The organism is Micromonospora sp. H33 (assembly GCF_052068455.1).
In the GTDB taxonomy this organism is placed as follows: domain Bacteria; phylum Actinomycetota; class Actinomycetes; order Mycobacteriales; family Micromonosporaceae; genus Micromonospora.
In genome coordinates this window covers 109,616-129,037 of record NZ_JBQHDE010000015.1, presented here as the reverse complement: position 1 = coordinate 129,037, position 19,422 = coordinate 109,616, and the positions used below count along the sequence as shown (strand labels likewise).

Genomic DNA, 19,422 nt, shown 5'->3' with positions numbered 1-19,422 from the left:
CGACACCGTGAGCCAGCCGACCCTGTTCAGCTCCGCGACGCCCGCCCCGAGGACGGCGGACGCCGGGCCCCGGTACACGCCGGTCGAGCTGGCAAAGCTGCTGCGGCTGCCGGCGCCCACCCGGGAGCAGGCGGCGATCATCGCCGCCCCGGTGGAGCCGCTGCTGGTGGTGGCCGGCGCCGGCTCGGGCAAGACCGAGACGATGGCCGCGCGCGTGGTGTGGCTGGTGGCCAACTCGTACGTCCGGCCCGAGCAGGTGCTCGGCCTCACCTTCACCCGCAAGGCGGCCGGGGAGCTGGCGCACCGCGTACGGACCCGGCTCGACCAGCTCGTCCGCCGGCTGGGCCGGCGGGGGCGCGACCGGTTCGACGACCCCCTGTCCGGCGAGCCGACCGTCTCCACGTACCACTCGTACGCCGGTCGCATCGTGACCGAGCACGGCCTGCGGGCCGGGTACGAGCCGTCCACCCGGCTGCTCACCGAGGCGTCCCGCTGGCAGCTCGTCGACCTCATCGTGCGCAACTACGACGGCGACATGTCCGACGTGGACCGGATGCCGAGCACGATCACCGACGCGGTGCTGGCCCTCGCCGGCGAGCTGGACGAGCACCTCGTCGACCCGGACGACCTGGCCGCCTGGACCGGGCGCTTCTTCGCCGACGTGCAGTCCCGCCCCGGCCGCGTCTACGCGGACGTCAAGAAGGCCCTCACCCTCCAGCAGACACGGTTGAAGCTGCTCCCGCTGGTGCGCGCGTACGCCCGGCGCAAGGAGGACTTCGAGGCGATGGACTTCGCCGACCAACTGGCCCGGGCCGCCCGGGTCGCCCGCGACCACCCGGCGGTCGGCGAGGTCGAGCGGGACCGGTACCGGGTGGTGCTGCTCGACGAGTACCAGGACACCAGCCACGCCCAGGTGGTGCTGCTCAACGCGCTCTTCGGCGGCGGCCACCCGGTGACCGCCGTCGGCGATCCCTGCCAGTCGATCTACGGCTGGCGCGGGGCCAGCGCCGGCACCCTGGACCGGTTCCCCACCGAGTTCGCCCGCGCCGACGGCACGCCGGCCGCCGTAGGCAGCCTCACCACCAGCTGGCGCAACCGCCCGGAGATCCTCGGCGTGGCGAACGCCCTGGCCACACCGCTGCGCGCGGCCGGCGCCCGGGTGCCGGAGCTGCACGCGGCGCTGAGCGTCAAGGATCCGATCCCGCACCGCACGCCCCGGGGAGCCGCCGCCGGCACCGTCCACTGCGCGCTCCTCGAGACGTACGCCGACGAGGCGGACTGGATCGCCGACAGCGTCCTGCGCGCGTGGCAGGGGGCGGCGGGGACGCCCGGCGTCCTGCCCGAGCACATCCCGGTGGCGGCGCGCCCCACCACGGCGGTGCTGGTGCGGCTGCGCAGCCAGATCCCGGCGATCGAGTCGGCGCTGCGGGCGCGAGGCCTGCCGGTCGACGTGGTGGGGCTGGGCGGCCTGCTGGACACGCCGGAGGTGCGGGACGTGGTGTGCACCCTGCGGGTGCTCGCCGACCCGACCGACGGCGCGGCGCTGCTGCGCCTGCTGACCGGCGCCCGGTGGCGCATCGGGCCGCGTGACCTGGTTGCCCTGCACCGCCGGGCCCGGGCCATCGCCGCCGCCCGCCGACAGCTCGCCGCCGGCGACGAGCCGGAGATCGTCCCGGACGCGCTGGACGAGGCGACGCTGGTGGAGGCCCTTGCCGACCTGGGGCCGGCGCAGGCGTACTCGGCGGAGGGCTACGCGCGGCTGCGCGCGTACGCCCGGGAGCTGGGGCTGCTCCGGTACCGGCTGGACCAGTCCCTGCCGGACCTGATCGCGGACGTCGAGCGGACCATCGGCCTCGACGTGGAGGTGGCGGTGCGGGCCGGCCGGGACGGGGCGGGCGACGCCGGCCTGGCCCGCGGTCACCTGGACGCGCTCGGTGACGTCGCGGCGCGGTTCAACGGGGAGACGCCCGGGGCGACCCTGTCGGCGTTCCTGGCCTACCTCGCCGCCGCGGAGGACGAGGAGCGCGGTCTGACCCCCGGCGAGGTGGAGGTCGTCGAGGGGGCCGTGCAGATCCTCACCACGCATGCGGCCAAGGGCCTGGAGTGGGACGTGGTGGCGGTCGCCGGGCTCAGCCGCGGGGTGTGGCCGGGGCCGGTACGCAACTCGGACCACTGGCTGGGCGGGCTGGGCGTGCTGCCGTTCCCGCTGCGCGGCGACGCCGACGGGCTGCCCGCGCTGGCCCTGACCGACGTCGAGGACCAGCGCGGAATGGCACGTGCGCTGGAGGACTTCACCGACGCCTGGCGCGGGCACGACGAGCGGGAGGAGCGGCGGCTGGCGTACGTCGCGGTGACCCGCCCCCGCCGGCTCCTGCTGTGTTCCGGCCACTGGTGGGGTGAGGGCACCAAGCGTCCGCGCGGCCCGTCCGTGCTGCTGCGCGAGGTGCACGACGCCTGCCTGGACGGCGGCGCCGGGCACGTGGTCGACGAGTGGGCCCCCGAGCCCGCTCCGGACGCGGTCAACCCGACGACCGAGGTGGTGCTCCGGGCCGAGTGGCCGGCCGATCCCCTGGGCACCCGCCGGCCGGCCCTCGCCGAGGCGGCCGCACTGGTCCGGCGGTACCTGGCCGACGGCGCCGCTGCCCGCCCGGCGACGGGCTCACCGGCGACCGGCGGGGGCCCGTCGGACGGGCCCGGGGACAGTCCGGCCGGCGCCGCCGGAACCGACCCGACGGGGGTGGTCGGCGGCGGGTCCGTGGCCGTGCCGGCCGGCGCGTCCACCGACGCGGTCGCCGATCCGGAGGTGGCGCGGTGGCGGCGGGAGGCCGACCTGCTCCTCGCCGAGCGGGCCGCGCTGACCCGGCAGGCCGGCCCGATCGCGGTCGCGCTGCCCGGGCAGCTCTCGGTGACCCAGCTCGTGGCGCTGCGCCGGGACCCGGCCGGACTCGCCCGGACGCTGCGCCGCCCGCTGCCCAGCGAGCCCAACCCGTACGCCCGGCGGGGCACCGCCTTCCACGCCTGGCTGGAGCAGCGCTTCGGGGCCGACCGGCTGCTCGACGTGGACGAACTGCCCGGCGCGGCGGACGCCGACGCCGCGCCGGACGAGGCGCTGGCTGAGCTCCAGGAGCGCTTCCTGGCGAGCGAGTGGGCCGACCGGACGCCGGTCGAGGTGGAGGTTCCGTTCGCGACGGTGATCGCCGGCGTCGTGGTCCGCGGCCGGATGGACGCCGTCTTCGCTCGCCCCGGGGGCCGCTTCGACGTGGTCGACTGGAAGACCGGCCGCCAGCCGACCGGGCCCGCGGCCGAGGCGGCGGCGGTGCAACTGGCCGTGTACCGGCTGGCCTGGGCGGAGCTGGCCGGCGTGCCGGTCGAGCGGGTCGGTGCCGCGTTCCACTACGTCCGGGACGGGGCGACGGTCCGGCCGGTGGACCTGCTCGATGTGACCGGCCTGACCGCGCTGATCGCCTCGGTGCCGGAAAGTCCGGAAGATAGTGCCGTTCCGCGCCATCCGTGATACGTTGGTGCCGTTGCAGTTATGGTTCCCAGAGACTCTGTGTGCGCCTGGCGGATTGTGGCCCCAGGCGCGCTTTGTTGTGTCCGGAGTTCTCCGGGCGGGGCGACCAGAAGCGACAGGCGAGCCGCGCAGTCCCGCGCGGTCCGCTCCTCTCGATCCCGCAACAGGTGCGGGTTCGACGTTCCGTCTAGGAGACGAACATGGCAATTGGCACCGTCAAGTGGTTCAACGCTGACAAGGGCTTCGGCTTCATCACCCCGGACGGCGGCGGCGCCGACGTCTTCGCCCACTTCTCGGCCATCCAGTCCTCCGGCTACCGGAGCCTGGACGAGAACCAGCGGGTCGAGTTCGAGGTGACCCAGGGCCAGAAGGGCCCGCAGGCGGAGAACATCCGCCCGATCTGATCTTCGGATCGTGTGACACCCACCACGCCCTCCGGGCGTGGTGACGAGACCGGCCCGCCCCGCCGTCGACCTGGCCACCAGGCGGCGACGCAGGGGCGGGCCGGGCTCGTACCCTTTCGGTTCGTGCTTGTGAGTCCCGGCGGGTTCGCCGGTCGACGGCGCCGCCCGGCGCCCTTCCTCGACACGTGCCGCGTCGAGGAAGGCTCACCATGACCACCGTCGCTCCGTCGTTCGCCCACACCGGGCTCGCCCCGGCGCTGCTCGCCGAGCTGGCCGCGCAGGGCATCACCGCGCCGTTCCCGATCCAGGCGGCGACGCTGCCGGACTCGCTCGCCGGCCGGGACGTGCTCGGCCGCGGCCGCACCGGTTCCGGCAAGACCCTGGCCTTCGGCCTCCCCGTCCTCTCCCGTACCGCCGGCCGCCGCGCCCGGGCGGGGCGCCCGCTCGCCCTGGTGCTGGTGCCGACCCGTGAGCTGGCCCAGCAGGTCACCGCGGCCCTCGACCCGTACGCCCGGGCGGTCGGGCTGCGCTGCGCCACCGTGGTCGGCGGCCTGTCGTTGAACCGGCAGGCGGAGGCGCTGCGGGCCGGCGCCGAGCTGGTCGTGGCCACCCCCGGGCGGCTGCACGACCTGATCAACCGGGGCGACGTGCGGCTCGACCAGGTTGATGTCACCGTGCTCGACGAGGCCGACCAGATGGCCGACATGGGCTTCCTGCCGCAGGTCACCCGCCTGCTCGAACAGGTCGCCCCGGACGGCCAGCGGATGCTCTTCTCGGCCACTCTGGACGGCGGCGTGGACCGGCTGGTCCGCCGCTTCCTCACCGACCCGGTGACCCACTCCGTGGATCCGGGCACGGCCACCGTCACCGCGATGACCCACCACCTGCTGCACGTCGAGGCGGCGGACAAGCCCACCGCGCTGAGCTGGATCGCCGCCCGGGAGGGCCGCACCATCATGTTCATGGGCACCAAGCACCGGGCCGACCGGGTCGCCCGCCAGTTGCTCGCCAAGGGCGTCCGCGCGGCCGCGTTGCACGGCGGCAAGTCCCAGCCGCAGCGCACCCGCATCCTGGAGCAGTTCCGCACCGGGCAGGTCACCGCGCTGGTCGCCACCGACGTGGCGGCCCGCGGCATCCACGTGGACGGGCTCGACCTGGTGGTCAACGTGGACCCGCCGACCGAGGCGAAGGACTACCTGCACCGCGGCGGGCGGACCGCCCGGGCGGGGGAGTCGGGCACCGTGGTCACCCTGGTCCTGCCCGAGCAGCGGCACGACGTGTCCCGGCTGATGGCGACGGCGGGGATCCGCCCCGAGTCGGCCCGGGTCCGCCCCGGTGATCCGGAGCTGGCCCGGGTGACCGGCGCCCGGGAGCCGTCGGGCGTCCCGGCGACGATCGCGCCGCCGCCGGCGGTTCCCGCACCGCGCCGGAGCGGTGCCGTCGGGCGGGACGGCGACGCGACCGGCCACGCCGGCGGTACGGGGAGCCGGGCCGGGCACCGCTCCTCGGGCCGTCCCCGGCGCTCCCGTCGTCCCCGGACCAGCTGACCGGCCGGTCCCGGATCGCGTTTCGCCGGTCGGGCCGATCGCCCCAGGTCCCGGCTGCGCGCGTCGGCTGAGTCGACATTCAGCACCTGGCGGGTCCGATGGGTGACAGTGCCGGATCCGCGCCGGAGGGAGGCTCGGCTCGGGGGAGCAGAGCCGGGCCGACCGTCCGGTGGGGAGGGGCGCCATGACGGGGGACACCGGCTCAGGGGCGGTGCGGGAATTGCTGCTGGTGGTGGCGGTCGCCGCCGCCGGGGTGCTGCTCGCACTGGTCGCGGTCTTCACCCCGTGGCACGCCGTGCCGGACGGTGCCACCCCGGCCGCGCCGGTGGAGCTGCACAGCCCGGACGGAGCGCCCGCCCCGACCGAGGGCTGAGTCCACCCGAAGGTTCCGGCGCGCGAAACGGGCTCTGGCCGGGACCCGGGGCACGGTCCCGGCCAGACCCGCCGCCGGTCAGGTGCCGGCGAGCGGTGCGTCGGCGGCCGGACGGTGCCCGGCCGTGAGCAGGTCGGCGAGGGTGGTCCGGTCGACGACCAGGGCGATGGCCCCGTGTACGGCCAGCCAGACGTCCCGCAGTCCGGTGGCGACCCCCTGGTAACCGGCCCGCTCGGCGGGCAGCCCACGCACCGTGGTCAGCGAGCCGCCAACGGCGCGCAGCACGTCGCCCACCGTGATCTCCTCCGCCGGCCGGGCCAGCGCGTACCCGCCCTCGGTGCCGCGGTGGCTGAGCAGCAGGCCGGCCCGACGCAGGTCGACCAGGATGCCCTGGAGGAAGCTCAGCGGGATCTCCTGCGCCTCGGCCAGCGCCGCCGCCTTCACCAGCTCGCCGCCGGCCGCCGGCACGGGCCCGTCCGGCCTCGCCGGCTTCCGGTCGCCCCCCGTCGTCGCCGCGTCGCCGCCGACGGTGCCGGCGGCGACGGCGAGCATCGCCCGGAGCGCGTAGTCGCTGCGCGCGGAGACGTACACGTCACTGACCGGCCGGGTCCAGCACGCCCCAGCGCCGCCGGATCGCCTTGTCCGCCGCGCCGAAGGCCGCGTCGACCAGCAGGCCGATGAACAGGATCACGATCATCACGGAGATCAGCCGCTCCGCGTCGCTGAGCTCGCGGGCGTACGTGAGCTGGGTGCCGATCGACGTGGTGCTCGCGATGACCACGAGCAGTTCACCGGCCATCAGGCTGCGCCAGGCGAACGCCCAGCCCTGCTTGAGTCCGGCGACGATGGCAGGCAGCGCGGCCGGCGCGATCACGTAGCGGTAGAGGTTCACGCCGCGCGCCCCGAGGTTGCGACCCGCCCGCAGCAGCAGCGGCGGCACGTAGTCCACGCCGTAGATGACGCCGTTGGCGATGGACGGTGCCGCCCCCAGCACCACCACGAAGAAGATCGCCTGCTCGGTGAGGCCGAACAGCAGGATCGCCAGCGGGAACCAGGCGATCGACGGCATGGTCTGCAACGCCGTGATCATCGAGCCGATCGCCGCGCGCAGTACCGGGACCCGGGCCACGGCCAGCCCCAGGGCCAGACCGATCACGACGGCGGCGGTGAACCCGAGTGCCGCCCGCCGCCCGGTCGCGGCCAGACCGTCCCAGAGGGCGGGGCTCGTGACGTAGTCCGCCAGGTCCGCGAAGACCGGGCCGGGAGGCGCCAGCGCGTACGGCGGCTTCCAGCCGGTCCAGACAACGACCTGCCAGATGCCGATGGTCAGCGCGAGCGCGGCGAGCTTGGGCCAGGTCGCCGCCCAGAACCGGTTGAGGCGGGACCGCTCCTTCTCCCGACCCGCGATCTCCAGCGCGTCCAGGCCGGAGATCTCCGCGTCGCTGCGCTGGGTGCTGGTGAGGGTGTCACTGGCCATGGCGGCCCACCTCCGTACGGATCCGGTCGGTGACGTCGGCGGCGATGGCGGCGACCTCGGGGGAGTCGATGCGCCGGGGCCGGGGCACGTCGACCCGGGTGGAGTGGATGATCCGGCCGGGGCGGCTGGACAGCAGGATGATCCGGTCGGCCAGTCGGGCGGCCTCCCGGACGTTGTGCGTCACGAAGAGCACGGTGAGCTTCCGCTCGGTCCAGATCCGCTCCAGCTCGTCGTGCAGGATGTCGCGGGTCATCGCGTCGAGGGCGCCGAACGGCTCGTCCATCAGCAGCACCGGGGTGTCCAGCGCCAGGGTGCGGGCCAGCGCGACCCGCTGCCGCATGCCGCCGGACAGCTCGTGCGGGCGCTTGCGACCGAACTCGGCGAGGTGCACCGTGCGCAGCAGCTCGGCGACCCGCTCCCGGCGCTCGGCCCGGGGCAGCCCGCGCAGCTTCAGCGGCACCTCGACGTTGCCCTCGACGGTGAGCCACGGGAAGAGCGCGGGCTCCTGGAACATCAGCCCCGGGTCCACCCCGTCGGGCAGGTCGATGGATCCGCCGCTCGGCCGGTCCAGGCCGGCGACCAGGTTCAGCAGGGTGCTCTTGCCGCAGCCGGACGCGCCGACGAGGCAGACGAACTCGCCGGGCGCGACGTCCAGGGAGACCCCGTCCAGGGCGAGGACGGCGTTCGCGCCGCGCCCGTACACCTTGGTCACGCCGTGCAGCGCGACCGGCGTGGTCGCGCTGCGCGGCGCCGTCGTGGTCGACGTCATGGCTGGACGACCTCGGGCTCGCCCTGCGCCTTCAGCGCCGTGTTGAGGTAGCTCAGGTCGTACAGGCCGGCGAGGTCCACGGGCTGGGTCAGCTCGACCGCGACGGCGTGGTCGAGGCCGGTCTTCAGCGAGGACGCGATCGGGTCGTTGGTGAACTCCAGCGTCGCCCACGCCTGCTTGATGAGCTTGAGGTCCAGCGGCTTGCCGGTGATCTTGCCGATGTGGTCGGAGATCGCCTGCTGGGCCTCGTCCGGCTTGGTGTTGACGAACTCGTTCGCCGCGACCTGACCCTCGACGAGCTTCCGCACGACGTCCGGGTGCTCCTTGAGGAACTTCGTGCTGACGATCAGGTTGGTGATGACGAACTTGCCGCCCGGCCAGAGGTCCCGCTCGTCGACCAGCACCTTGCCGCCGGCGTTCACCAGGCGGGAGACGAAGGGTTCCGGCACCCAGGCGCCGTCGATGGCCCCGGTGCCGAAGGTCTCCACGGTCTGGGCGTTCTCCTGCGGGACGATCGTGACGTCGCCGCCGCCCTCCTTGGTGGTCTTGAGGCCCTTCTCCTTGAGCCAGTAGCGGATCGCCACGTCCTGGGTGTTGCCGAGCTGCGGCGTGGCGATCTTCTTGCCACGCAGCTGCTCCAAGGACGTGATCTCCGGCTTCACCACGAGGGCGACACCGCCGGAGGCCGCGCCGGAGACGACCCGGACCGCCTCGCCCTTGGACTTGGAATGGGCGTTCACCGTCGGGTTCGGACCGATGTACGTCGCGTCGAGCGCGCCGGAGAAGATCGCCTCGATCGCGGCGGGGCCGGCGTTGAAGGTGGTGGTCTTCAGGTCGACGCCGGCACCCAGCTTCTCGGCGAAGATGCCCTTCTCGACGCCGACCACGGCCGGGGCGTGGGTGATGTTGGGGAAGTAGCCGAGCCGCAGGGTGACCGGGCCGGACCCGCCACCCGCGCTCTCGCTGTCGTCGCCGCAGGCGGCGGCGGTGCCCAGGGTCGCCGCGCCGACGACGGCGACGGTGGCCAGGGAGACCAGCCGGCGCAGGGGAGAGCGTCTCATCGTCCATCCAATCCGCAGTATTCCTACTTAGTTGGTAGGAAGACTGGGTCAGGGCGCGGCCTCAGTCAAGATGCATCCACATCCCGGGACGGAGATACCAGTCATGACGGTTATTCCTACTGGCTTGATAGGTTGTGCGGCGTCCGTCCGGGAGGGGACGACACGCGTCCCGGACCGGCCGTGGCCGGTGCCGGTAGGTCGCCGGTACGCGCGGTGGCGACGCGCTAGGGTCGACCCGTGCCGATGCGCAGAGCGAAGATCCCAGCGACGAGGTATCCCGTCGAACGCTTCACCCTCGACAACGGCCTGCGGGTGGTCCTGACACCCGACCGCAGCGCCCCGGTGATCGGGGTGGCGGTGGTCTACGACGTCGGCATCCGCTCGGAGCCGGAGGGGCGCACGGGCTTCGCGCACCTCTTCGAGCACCTCATGTTCCAGGGCTCGGAGAACCTGGAGAAGCTTGCCCACTTCCGGCACGTGCAGGGAGCGGGGGGCACCTTCAACGGCTCCACCCACCTCGACTACACCGACTACTTCGAGACGCTGCCGAGCAACGCCCTGGAACGGGCGCTGTTCCTGGAGGCGGACCGGATGCGCGGCCCCCGGCTGACCGAGGAGAACCTGCGCAACCAGGTCAACGTGGTGAAGGAGGAGATCCGCGTCAACGTCCTCAACCGGCCGTACGGCGGGTTCCCGTGGCTGACCCTCCCGCCGGTCATGTTCGACACGTTCCCCAACGCGCACGACGGCTACGGCTCCTTCGACGACCTGGAGTCGGCCACGGTCGCCGACGCGGCGGACTTCTTCCGGCGCTACTACGCCAGCGGCAACGCGGTGCTGGCGGTCAGCGGGGACATCGACGTCGCCGCGGCGACCGAGCTGATCGAGCGGCACTTCGGCGACGTCCCCGCCCGTCCCGCCCCCGAGCGGCCCAGCTTCGTCGAGCCGGACCTGACCGCCGAGCGCCGCACGTCGTACACCGACAAGCTGGCCCCGCTCCCCGCGGTCGCCTCGGCCTGGCGGGTGCCCGACCCGGTCGGCGACTTCGCCGGCTACCTGCCGTACGTGGTGCTCGCCGAGGTGCTCACCGACGGCGACGCCTCCCGGCTGGTCGAACGGCTGGTCCTGCGGGACCGGACGGTGACCAGCGTCGGCGGTTACCTGGGCTTCATGGGCGACCCGTTCGACGTGCGCGACCCGACGGCCCTCCTGCTCCAGGCGCACCTGCCGCCCGGCGGCGACGTGGACAAGGTGCTGCGCACGGTCGACGAGGAGCTGGACCGGCTGGCCACCGACGGGCTGACCGACGGCGAGCTGGCCCGGACCCAGGCCCGGATGGCCACCCACCTGCTGCGCGACACCGACGCGGTGCTCGGCCGGGCCCTGCGGATGGCCGTCCTGGAACAGCAGCGCGGTGAACCGGGCCTGCTCAACGAGCTGCCCCGCCTGGTGGGCGAGGTCACCGAGGAGGCGGTCCGCGCCGCCGCCGCCACCCTGCGGCCGGAGCGCCGCGCGTCCATCGATGTCGTCGCCGGGGGTGCCCGGTGACCGCGAGGAGTGAGTCGGGTTTGCGAGCCCCGCGGTCGCGAACGAAGAAGGCCCCGGTGACCGCGACGGCGCCCGCCGCCCCGCGTACGCTGCCGCCGCTCGGCCCGACCCGCAAGCTCAAGCTGCCGAAGCAGGCCGAACGCACGCTCGGCAACGGGCTCACGGTGATCGCCGTACGCCGACCGGCCGTACCCCTGGTCGAGCTGCGGCTCTGGATGCCGTTCGGGCGCGTGCACCTGGCCCGGGGCGCGATGCTCGCGCAGACCCTGCTCTCCGGCACGGAGACAATGAACTCCGTGCAGATCGCCGCCGAGCTGCAGAAGGTCGGCGGCGGGCTGTCCGCCGGGATCGACCCGGACCGGCTGATGCTGTCCGGCGCCGGGCTGGTCACCGGCCTGGACCGGACGCTGGAGATCCTGGCCGACGTGCTGACCGGGGCGACGTACCCGGCGGACGACGTCGCCACCGAGCGGGACCGGCTGATCGACCGGATCCAGGTGGCGCAGAGCCAGCCGGCGCACCTCGCCCGCACCGCCCTGCTCAAGCGGATCTACGGCAAGCACCCCTACGCGGTGCAGACCCCCGATCCGGAGCAGGTCCGGGCGGTGCGACCGGGTGTGCTGCGGACCCTGCACGCCCAGCGGGTGCACCCGGCCGACGCGGTCCTCGTGCTGGTCGGGGACGTCCAGCCGGACCGGGCGCTGGACGCGGCCGAGAAGGCGCTCGCCGGCTGGAACGGCGCGGGGCACGTGGCCGAGCTACCGCCCGCGCCGCCGCTGGAGCCGGGACCGCTGTTGCTCGTCGACCGTCCCGGGTCGGTGCAGTCGTCACTGCGCATGGCCCTGCCGGCGGTGCCGCGCACCCACCCGGACCACGCCGCGCTGCAACTGGCCAACCTGATCTTCGGCGGCTACTTCTCGTCCCGCTGGGTGGAGAACATCCGCGAGGACAAGGGCTACACGTACGGACCGCACTCGCTTGTCGAGCACTCGGTCGCCGGCTCGGTGCTGGTCGCCGCCGCCGAGGTGGCCACCGAGGTGACCGGGCCGGCGCTGCTGGAGACCACGTACGAGCTGGGTCGGCTGGCCTCCGTCCCGCCGAAGGTCGACGAGCTGGAGCAGGCCCGCCAGTACGCCCTCGGCACCCTCCAGCTCGGCATGTCCACCCAGGCCGGGCTGGCGTCGCTGACCAGCGCGTACGCCGGCAACGGCCTCCGCCTGGACTTCCTGGCCGAGCATGCGGCGCGGCTGGCGAAGGCGACGGTGGCCGACGTCGCCGAGGCGGCAGCCCGGTACCTCGCACCGGCCCGGGCGGTCACGGTCGTCCTGGGCGACGCCGAGCGGATCGCCCCGCAGCTCGAGGCGCTCACCCCGGTCGTCACCGAACCGGCCGGGCAGTGAGCGGCGGGGAGGAGGCCCCACCGCTGGCCCGTTCCACGCTGGACCGGGCGGCGCACCGGCGGACCGACCCCGGCTGGCTCGCCCAGGCGTGGGACCGGGCCCGGGTGCTGGTGCTCGACAGCGGCGACGAGGGCCGGGCGCTGGTGGCGGCGGACGCCAACCCGCCCATACTGGCACTGGTCGGCCCCGGTGACGTGCCGGCCGAGGCGGTCGCTCGGGCGATGTTCCTCGGCGTCGAGCCGGACGGCGTGCCGGTGTTCGCCGTGGACGCGCCCCTGCCGGCGCTGCCCGGCACCCGCCCGGCGCACCTGCGCGAGATCGGCCATCTGCTCGGCGACCGCGACGCCGGGCTCTTCACCACCGGCCTGGCGCTGCTCAACTGGCACCGGCGGCACGCCTACTCCCCGCTGACCGGGCACGCCACGACGATGGACGAGGCCGGCTGGTCCCGCGTGGACGCGGGCGGCGAGCGGGTCTGGCCGCGTACCGACCCCGCGATGATCGTGCTGGTGCACGACGGCGTCCCCGGTCTGGACGGGCGCTGCCTGCTCGGCAACAACGCCGCCTGGCCGCGCGTCCCGGGGGAGCGCCGCTTCTCCTGCCTTGCCGGCTACGTGGAGCCGGGCGAGTCGGCCGAGGCGGCCGTGCTGCGCGAGGTCCACGAGGAGGTCGGCGTCCCGGTCGCCGACATCGCGTACGCGGGCAGCCAGTCCTGGCCCTTCCCCGGCTCGCTGATGCTGGGCTTCCTGGCCACGGCCGATCCGGTGCACCCGGTCCGCGTCGACCCGGCGGAGATCGCGTACGCCCGCTGGTTCACGCGGGGCGAGATCGGCGCGGCACTGGCCGGGCGGACGGTCGACGTGGACGGCGAACGGCTGATCCTGCCGCCGCCGTCGTCGATCGCCCTCTTCCTGGTCCACCGCTGGCTCGACGGCCACTGCTGACCGGTCGGTGGCCGGAACGCGGTCCCGGCCCGTGGCCGCCGTTGCCGCGACGGTCACGGGCCGGGAACCCGGGCCGTCGTGGCCGGCTGGGGCAAGGAACACGGCGGGGGAGCCGGGCCGGCCACGACGGACGTCTCAGGTCAGCTGCCCCGGTCGTCCGTCCAGCGGGGCCAGACCGCCGTGGGCTCGTCGAGCGGGAGCACCTTCACCCGCTGCCTGCCGGCGCGGACCGCGCCGACCGAGGCGAGGGCCCGGGCCAGCACCAGGGCGGCGTCCCGGTCGTCGGCATGCACGACCTGGCGGCGTGGCTCGGGAGAGAGGGTCTCGTCGCGCAGGCGGCCACCGCCGGCCCAGGCGGCGGCGATGTCGACGTCGGCTGCCGCGCGGACGTCGGTGCGAACGATCAGGAACCGCATGTCGGTCTCCGGATGTGCCGCGACGATCGAGGAACGGGGTGGAAGTTCCACGTCATTCACGGGCCATGTTACGCCGGGTAGCGGTCCCAGCAAGTGAAACGCGACCATCGGCCGGGCGGCTCGTCCGATCAGGCGAGGCCCGGCGGTCCGATCCGGACATGCGACGGGGCCGCCGGCACGACGCCGGCGGCCCCGAGGCGTACGACGATCAGGCCCGGTCGAACTGGCCGTTCTTCGTCCCGGCCAGGAAGCCCAGCCAGCCGGCCCGGTCGAACAGCAGCACGGGGCCGCCGCGGTCCTTGCTGTCCCGCAGGGCGACCGCGGCCGGGCCGGTCGGCAGCGGCGCCACCTCGACGCAGTTGGAGGTCTGGCTTCGCGTACTCGTGCGCCATGGCGCGTCGGCCAGCGGGGGAAGGACGGACGGCGTGTTGTGGGTCTCGTTCATGGTTTCACTCCTGTGGTGAACCGACCGATGGAACGAGTGGTGCGCACGACCCGACGGCGGGGTGCCGGCCTCAGGGCATGCTCCTGGATCGCCGCCGGGGCCTCGTCCAGGCTCGACGAGATCCGGGAGACGAGCCCTGATTCACCGTTCCGTCAGGCGCCCGTGGTGCCCGCGGCGTTGGGTCGGCGCCGTTGCCGGCCCGGACGCCACTGTGGACGGGGCCGCCGCGTCGGGCAGCCGCCCCGTGGCCTGGATCAGCCAGGAGACGGTGTCCGATGCGGAGAGCGCCGCCGTGCACAACCACTCGAACACCACTTTATAGCGATTTAGGGCTTTTACCTCCGTCGACATGACGTTGAGAAAACCGCCCTCGATCGCGAGGGTCTCCGGGTCCTGCGGGTCGGCGAAGCGGTAGAGGGAGAACGCGGTCGGCGGCAGGTACCAGTCAGCGACCCGGGTGTCCCCGGGCAGCACGTGTAGCGCGACGTTCGGCAGCATGGCCAGCTCGCACAGCTGCATCAACTGCTCCCGCAGGACGTCGGGCGGGCCGGCCCGGCCGCCGAACGCGGCCTCCTCGAGCACGGCGGTGTAGCGGGGCGCGTCCGGCGCGCGGGTGAGCAGCAACTGGCGGGCCTGCCGGGCGCGCACCTCGGTCTCGATGTCCTCGGCCACCTCCGGCTCCCCGGCCGCCTCGTCGACCTCGCGCGCCGAGGCGATCCGGACCCGCGCGTACCCGGGGGTCTGGAGCAGCCCCGGCACCAGGACCGGGTTGTACTCGGAGATCTCGACGCAGCCCGCCTCGAGTTCGGCGAAGCTGCGCTGCTGCGGGGTCATCACCGGGTAGTTCCTCAGCCACCCGCGCATGTCGCCGGCCTCCTGGGTGATGGCCAGCAGCTCCTCCCGCAGCGCCCCGTCGGCCCGGTAGAGGTCGAGCAGGTCGCGGACGTCCTGCGGGTCCGGCCGGCTACGACCGTTCTCCAGCCGGGAGAGTTTGGACGCGGAGGCCCAGCCGATGCGCTCGATGACCTGGTCTCCGGTGAGACCAGCGGCCTCCCGAAGCCGGCGCAGCTCGGTGCCCAGCCTGCGCCGTCGCAGGATGGGACTGGGTGAGGCTGGAGGCACGATGTCCTCTTTCTCGTAGACCGCCGTGGACGCGACGGTAACTGTATGAAATTCGCCCCCCACCGTCAGTATGGACGGCGTGGCCGGCGCCGGAGGTTCCGGTCAAGGGCGTGTCTCGTCGGAAACCGGGCACGCCGCGCACCACCTCGACGGAGGACACATGCGCACCGTCCTGCGCCGCCCGGACTTCCGGCTGCTCTTCGCGGGCCTGCTGGCCAGCATGGCGGCCGAGTCGATCCTGCTGCTCGCACTCGCCGTCTGGGTGAAGGAGCTGACCGGGTCGGACGGGCGGGCCGGGGCCACGATCTTCGCGATCATCGCGCCGATGACGCTGGCGCCGCTGGTCGGCTGGTTCGTCGACCGGGTGCCCCGCCGGCCCTTCTTCGTCGGCGCGAACCTCGTCACCGCGGTCCTGCTTACCCCGCTGTTCGCGGTCCGGGACCGCACCGACGTGTGGATCATCTACCTGGTCGCGGCGCTCTACGGCATGTCGTACATCACGCTCAGCGCCCTGCTCAGCGGCCTGATCCGGCAGCTGGTGCCGGCCGAGCTGCTCGCCGACGCGAACGGGGTGCTCCAGACCGTCCGCCAGGGGCTCCGCCTCGTCGGCCCGCTGGCCGGGGCCGGCCTCTACGCCGCCGCCGGGGGCTGGCTGCTGACCGGCGTCGCGATGGCGGGTTTCCTGACCGCCGGTGCGGTGGTGGGCCTGCTCCGGGTCACCGAGACGCCCCGGCCGGTGCGCGAGCCACGCTGGTCGGCCGAACTGGGCGCCGGGCTCCGGCACCTGGCCGGCGAGCCGGCGCTGCGCCGCGCGCTGCTCGGCTACGGCCTGGGCTCGCTGGTGATGGGCTTCAGCGAGTCGCTGATCTTCGCGTACGTCGACCAGGGGCTCCACCGCGACGCCGCGTTCGTCGGCGTGCTGGTGACCGTGCAGGGGATCGGCGGACTGGTCGGCGGGCTCCTGTCCCCGGGGGTGGTCCGACGGGCGGGCGAGGTGGCCACACTCGCCGCCGGGGTGGCGCTGTTCGGGCCGGCCGCGCTGGCGCTGGCGTTCCCGAGCCTGTGGCTGGGCTTCGGCGCGGTGCTGCTGGCCGGGGTGTCGCTGCCGCTGACCATGGTCGGGCTGCACACGCTGATCCAGCGGCGTACGCCGCCGGGACTCATCGGCCGCGTCGCCGCCGCCTCCGAGGCGGTGGTCAGCGGTCCGCAGGCGTTCTCCATCGGCGCCGGCGCACTGCTCGTCGGCGTCCTCGACTACCGCCTGCTCTTCGCGGCGGTCGGCCTGGCGACCCTGGTGGCCGGCGCCTACCTCTGGCAGGGCCGGGCGCTGACCCCACCACCGGCCCACCCGCCCGTCCCGGTCCCGGTCCCGCGCCGCCCGGTCGAGCAGGAGGTGGTGGGCGCGGCACGTCGGCGTCGCGCCTGACGGGGCCGGAGACGCGACGAGCGGCCGGCCCCTCGGACGGGGCCGGCCGCTCGGCTGCGGGTCCGGTCAGGCGGCCAGCTTGGCCAGGTGCTCCTTGACCTGGATGATCGAGGGGTTGGTGAGCGCGCTGCCGTCGGCGAAGCGCAGCGTCGGCACCGTCTGGTTGCCCCCGTTGACGCTCATCACGAACTCGGCGGCCTGCGGGTTCTGCTCGATGTCGACCACCTCGTACCCGATGCCCTCCCGGTCCAGCTGCGACTTCAGCCGGTAGCAGTAACCGCACCAGGAAGTGGAATACATCGTCAACATCGTCGGGTCCTCCAGGGTCGCAGTCGTGAGTCAAGCCAGGCTAACCAGAGCAACGTCGGGCGGAGCTGAGACAATTCCTGGCTGTGGTGGTTCACTCAACGTCCGAGCGCGTGCTCGCCGGGCTCGATCCGGAGCAGCGGTCGGCGGTGACCGCCCCGGCCGGCCCGGTCTGCATCCTGGCCGGCGCCGGCACCGGGAAGACCCGGGCGGTCACTTCGCGGATCGCCCACCGGGCGTTGACCGGGGAGATCTCGCCACGGCATGTGCTCGCGGTCACCTTCACCGCCCGGGCCGCCGCCGAGATGCGCAGCCGGCTCACCGCGCTCGGGGTGCCCGGCGTGCAGGCGCGCACGTTCCACGCGGCGGCCCTGCGGCAGGTGCGGTACTTCGCGCCCCGGCTGCTCGACGGGCGGGCGATGCCCGAACTGCTGGACAGCAAGGTCCGGCTGGTCACCCTCGCGGCGGGGAAGGTGGGGCTGCGCGCCGACCGGACGGGGGCCCGGGACCTCGCCGGTGAGATCGAGTGGGCCAAGTCGTCGCTGGTCGAGCCCGGGGAGTACGTGGTGGCGGCGGCCAAGGCGCTGCGCGACACCCCGTACGAGCCGATGAAGGTCGCCGAGGTCTTCGCCGCGTACGAGAAGATCAAGCGATCCGGCGGTGTGATCGACTTCGAGGACATGCTGCGCGCCGCGGTCTGGGGCATCGAGGAGCACCCGGACGTGGCCGAGCAGGTCCGCGCCCAGTACCGGCACTTCGTCGTCGACGAGTATCAGGACGTCAACCCCCTCCAGCAGCGGCTGCTGGAGGCGTGGCTGGGCGGGCGGGACGACCTGACCGTGGTCGGCGACGCCAGCCAGACCATCTACTCGTTCACCGGCGCGACGTCGTCGTACCTGGTCGACTTCCCGCGCCGCCACCGCGGCGCGACGGTGGTCCGGCTCGTCCGCGACTACCGCTCCACCCCCCAGGTGGTCGGCCTCGCCAACGCGGTGATCTCGCAGGCCCGGGGCACCGAGGCCCGGTTGCGCCTGGAGCTGGTCGGCCAGCGACCGCCCGGCCCGGAGCCGGAGCTGCGGATCTTCACCGACGAGCCGGCCGAGGCCGCCGCGGTCGCCGCCCGCTGCCGCGCGCTGGTCGACGCCGGCACACCGGCCCGCGAGATCGCCGTGCTGTTCCGCACCAACGCGCAGTCCGAGGCGTACGAGAAGGCGCTGACCGAGGCCGAGGTGCCGTACCAGGTGCAGGGGGCGGAGCGGTTCTTCGAGCGCGCCGAGGTGCGGCAGGCGATGGTCGCGCTGCGGGCCGCCACCCGTTCGATCCCGGGGGAGACCCCGCTGCCGGCCGCCGTCGTCGAGGCGCTCGCCGCGGTGGGCTGGGCACCCGACAGCCCGCCGGCCGGTGGCGCGGCGCGCGAGCGGTGGGAGGCGCTCGCCGCGCTGGTCCAGCTCGCCGAGGAGTATGCGGCCACCCCGCCGGTCCTGCCGATCGGGCCGGCCGCCTCGGTGGAGCGTCCGGTCACGCTGGCCGACTTCACCGACGAGCTGGCCCGGCGCGCCGCCGCCCAGCACGCGCCCACTGTGGAGGGCGTGACCCTCGCGTCCCTGCACTCGGCGAAGGGCCTCGAGTGGGACGCGGTGTTCCTCGTCGGGCTCTCCGAGGGCACCCTCCCCACCACGTACGCGAAGACCCCCGAGCAGGTGGAGGAGGAGCGCCGGCTGCTCTACGTCGGCATCACCCGGGCCCGCGAGTGGCTCTGGCTGTCGTACGCCTCGGCCCGCTCGCCGGGCGGGCGGGCCCGGCGGCCCTGCCGGTTCCTGCCCCAGCTGGACCGCTCCGGCGGCACCGAGCGGGCCGGCGCGGGCGGGGTCCGGCGCGCCGCCGACCGGCGGCGTACCCAGATCGTCTCCTGCCGGATCTGCGGCGCGACGCTGCTCGCCGGCCCGGACCGCAAGGTGGGCCGCTGCGCCACCTGCCCGTCGGACATCGACGAGGAGCTGCACGAGCGGCTGCGCGAGTGGCGCCGCCGGGTGGCCGGTGGCCAGCGGGTGCCGGCGTACGTGGTCTTCACCGACGCGACCCTGGTCGCGCTGGCCGAGCGGCGGCCGAGCCGGCCGCAGGACCTGACGGCGATCGCCGGGATCGGGCCCCGCAAGCTCGGGCTCTACGGGGAGGCGGTGCTGGCGTTGGTGGCCGGCGCGGCGGTGGACGAAATCTGCCCGGAGAAAACTTTCGAAATCTCGTCGTAAATTCGTTTGCCCTCGCCCCCGGGGTCGTCATAGCCTCATGGCACACCTCGCGAGCGGCGGCATTCAGGCTGCTCACGAGCGTGGGGTCCAGTCGGCACGAGGAACGTCAGAGGAGGTGGCACCAATGGAGATCTTCTACATCAACGAGCGTCCGGCGGCGCTGCCCGCTGCCGTCGCTCCGCTGTCGGCTGTCCGGGTGGCCCTCGCCGCTGCGCGACCGTCGGTTCCGCAGGTGCACCAGGTCGAGACTCAGGCCGAGCTGATTCTCGCGCCGGCACCGCACGCGGTCCAGGGGACCAGTGGCTTCACGGGCAAGGGTGTCGATGTCGCCAAGCGGCGCATGGACGTCCGCGGTGTTCCACCTCGAGGTAGACCGGTCTGAACCAGACCACCGGCTCACCTCGAGGCCGCGGAACCCGCA

The 19,422-nt window shown here is 74.1% G+C and carries 18 protein-coding genes; 10 read left to right on the top strand and 8 right to left on the bottom strand.

Annotated features, from left to right (window positions below):
• Positions 1–7 precede the first annotated feature (7 nt).
• From ACTMS0_RS25590 to ACTMS0_RS25575, 4 genes are all read left to right on the top strand, one after another.
• Positions 8–3,514 (top strand): ATP-dependent helicase, encoded by a 3,507-nt coding sequence (locus ACTMS0_RS25590; RefSeq protein ID WP_441157800.1) that lies wholly within the window; start codon positions 8–10, stop codon positions 3,512–3,514.
• Between the two features lie 200 nt (positions 3,515–3,714).
• Positions 3,715–3,918 carry a transcription antiterminator/RNA stability regulator CspE gene (gene cspE, locus ACTMS0_RS25585; RefSeq protein WP_101369720.1) on the top strand — a complete coding sequence of 68 codons (204 nt, stop codon included), beginning with the start codon at positions 3,715–3,717 and terminating at the stop codon, positions 3,916–3,918.
• 209 nt (positions 3,919–4,127) lie between these two features.
• Positions 4,128–5,465, top strand: coding sequence for a DEAD/DEAH box helicase (locus tag ACTMS0_RS25580; protein ID WP_441157799.1), 1,338 nt, complete (start codon positions 4,128–4,130; stop codon positions 5,463–5,465).
• 184 nt (positions 5,466–5,649) lie between these two features.
• Positions 5,650–5,838 carry a hypothetical protein gene (locus ACTMS0_RS25575; RefSeq protein WP_441157798.1) on the top strand — a complete coding sequence of 63 codons (189 nt, stop codon included), beginning with the start codon at positions 5,650–5,652 and terminating at the stop codon, positions 5,836–5,838.
• 78 nt (positions 5,839–5,916) lie between these two features.
• Here ACTMS0_RS25575 and ACTMS0_RS25570 read toward each other — a convergent pair whose 3' ends face one another.
• Genes ACTMS0_RS25570 through ACTMS0_RS25555 form a run of 4 tightly spaced genes read right to left on the bottom strand, consistent with a single transcriptional unit; the run spans position 5,917 to position 9,145 of the window.
• Positions 5,917–6,429 (bottom strand): RrF2 family transcriptional regulator, encoded by a 513-nt coding sequence (locus tag ACTMS0_RS25570; protein WP_441157797.1) that lies wholly within the window; start codon positions 6,427–6,429, stop codon positions 5,917–5,919.
• A 1-nt stretch (position 6,430) separates the two neighbouring features.
• Positions 6,431–7,315, bottom strand: a complete 885-nt coding sequence (locus ACTMS0_RS25565) for an ABC transporter permease (protein WP_441157796.1) — start codon at positions 7,313–7,315, stop codon at positions 6,431–6,433.
• Complete coding sequence (locus ACTMS0_RS25560) at positions 7,305–8,084, bottom strand: ABC transporter ATP-binding protein (protein ID WP_441157795.1); 780 nt, start codon at positions 8,082–8,084, stop codon at positions 7,305–7,307. Before ACTMS0_RS25560 ends, ACTMS0_RS25565 begins: the two co-directional genes overlap by 11 nt.
• Complete coding sequence (locus ACTMS0_RS25555) at positions 8,081–9,145, bottom strand: ABC transporter substrate-binding protein (protein ID WP_441157794.1); 1,065 nt, start codon at positions 9,143–9,145, stop codon at positions 8,081–8,083. The genes ACTMS0_RS25560 and ACTMS0_RS25555 overlap by 4 nt, the downstream gene beginning before the upstream one ends.
• A gap of 237 nt (positions 9,146–9,382) precedes the next feature.
• On the opposite strand from ACTMS0_RS25555, the gene ACTMS0_RS25550 reads away from it, so the two are divergent.
• From ACTMS0_RS25550 to nudC, 3 genes are read left to right on the top strand one after another with little or no spacing between them, the layout of a single operon-like run.
• On the top strand, positions 9,383–10,693 hold the full coding sequence (locus ACTMS0_RS25550) for a M16 family metallopeptidase (protein WP_441157793.1): 1,311 nt from the start codon (positions 9,383–9,385) through the stop codon (positions 10,691–10,693).
• Positions 10,694–10,749: 56 nt separating this feature from the next.
• Positions 10,750–12,093 (top strand): M16 family metallopeptidase, encoded by a 1,344-nt coding sequence (locus tag ACTMS0_RS25545; protein WP_441157792.1) that lies wholly within the window; start codon positions 10,750–10,752, stop codon positions 12,091–12,093.
• Positions 12,090–13,037, top strand: a complete 948-nt coding sequence (gene nudC, locus ACTMS0_RS25540) for an NAD(+) diphosphatase (RefSeq protein WP_441157791.1) — start codon at positions 12,090–12,092, stop codon at positions 13,035–13,037. The genes ACTMS0_RS25545 and nudC overlap by 4 nt, the downstream gene beginning before the upstream one ends.
• A 140-nt stretch (positions 13,038–13,177) precedes the next feature.
• On the opposite strand, the gene ACTMS0_RS25535 is transcribed toward nudC, so the two are convergent.
• From ACTMS0_RS25535 to ACTMS0_RS25525, 3 genes are all read right to left on the bottom strand, one after another.
• Positions 13,178–13,453, bottom strand: coding sequence for a hypothetical protein (locus ACTMS0_RS25535; RefSeq protein ID WP_441157828.1), 276 nt, complete (start codon positions 13,451–13,453; stop codon positions 13,178–13,180).
• Between the two features lie 208 nt (positions 13,454–13,661).
• On the bottom strand, positions 13,662–13,898 hold the full coding sequence (locus tag ACTMS0_RS25530) for a DUF397 domain-containing protein (protein ID WP_441157790.1): 237 nt from the start codon (positions 13,896–13,898) through the stop codon (positions 13,662–13,664).
• Positions 13,899–14,039: 141 nt separating this feature from the next.
• Entirely contained in the window at positions 14,040–15,020 is a 981-nt protein-coding gene (locus ACTMS0_RS25525; protein WP_441157789.1) for a helix-turn-helix domain-containing protein, read from the bottom strand.
• A gap of 160 nt (positions 15,021–15,180) precedes the next feature.
• Between ACTMS0_RS25525 and ACTMS0_RS25520 the strand changes: the two genes are divergently transcribed.
• Entirely contained in the window at positions 15,181–16,446 is a 1,266-nt protein-coding gene (locus tag ACTMS0_RS25520) for an MFS transporter (RefSeq protein ID WP_441157788.1), read from the top strand.
• Positions 16,447–16,512: 66 nt separating this feature from the next.
• Here the strand turns inward: ACTMS0_RS25520 and ACTMS0_RS25515 are convergent, their stop codons facing one another.
• Entirely contained in the window at positions 16,513–16,755 is a 243-nt protein-coding gene (locus tag ACTMS0_RS25515; protein WP_441157787.1) for a mycoredoxin, read from the bottom strand.
• A gap of 83 nt (positions 16,756–16,838) precedes the next feature.
• On the opposite strand from ACTMS0_RS25515, the gene ACTMS0_RS25510 reads away from it, so the two are divergent.
• Together ACTMS0_RS25510 and ACTMS0_RS25505 are read left to right on the top strand one after the other, a co-directional pair.
• Positions 16,839–19,001 (top strand): ATP-dependent DNA helicase UvrD2, encoded by a 2,163-nt coding sequence (locus ACTMS0_RS25510; RefSeq protein ID WP_441157786.1) that lies wholly within the window; start codon positions 16,839–16,841, stop codon positions 18,999–19,001.
• Between the two features lie 124 nt (positions 19,002–19,125).
• Entirely contained in the window at positions 19,126–19,383 is a 258-nt protein-coding gene (locus tag ACTMS0_RS25505) for a hypothetical protein (protein WP_441157785.1), read from the top strand.
• The last annotated feature ends 39 nt before the right edge of the window (positions 19,384–19,422 follow it).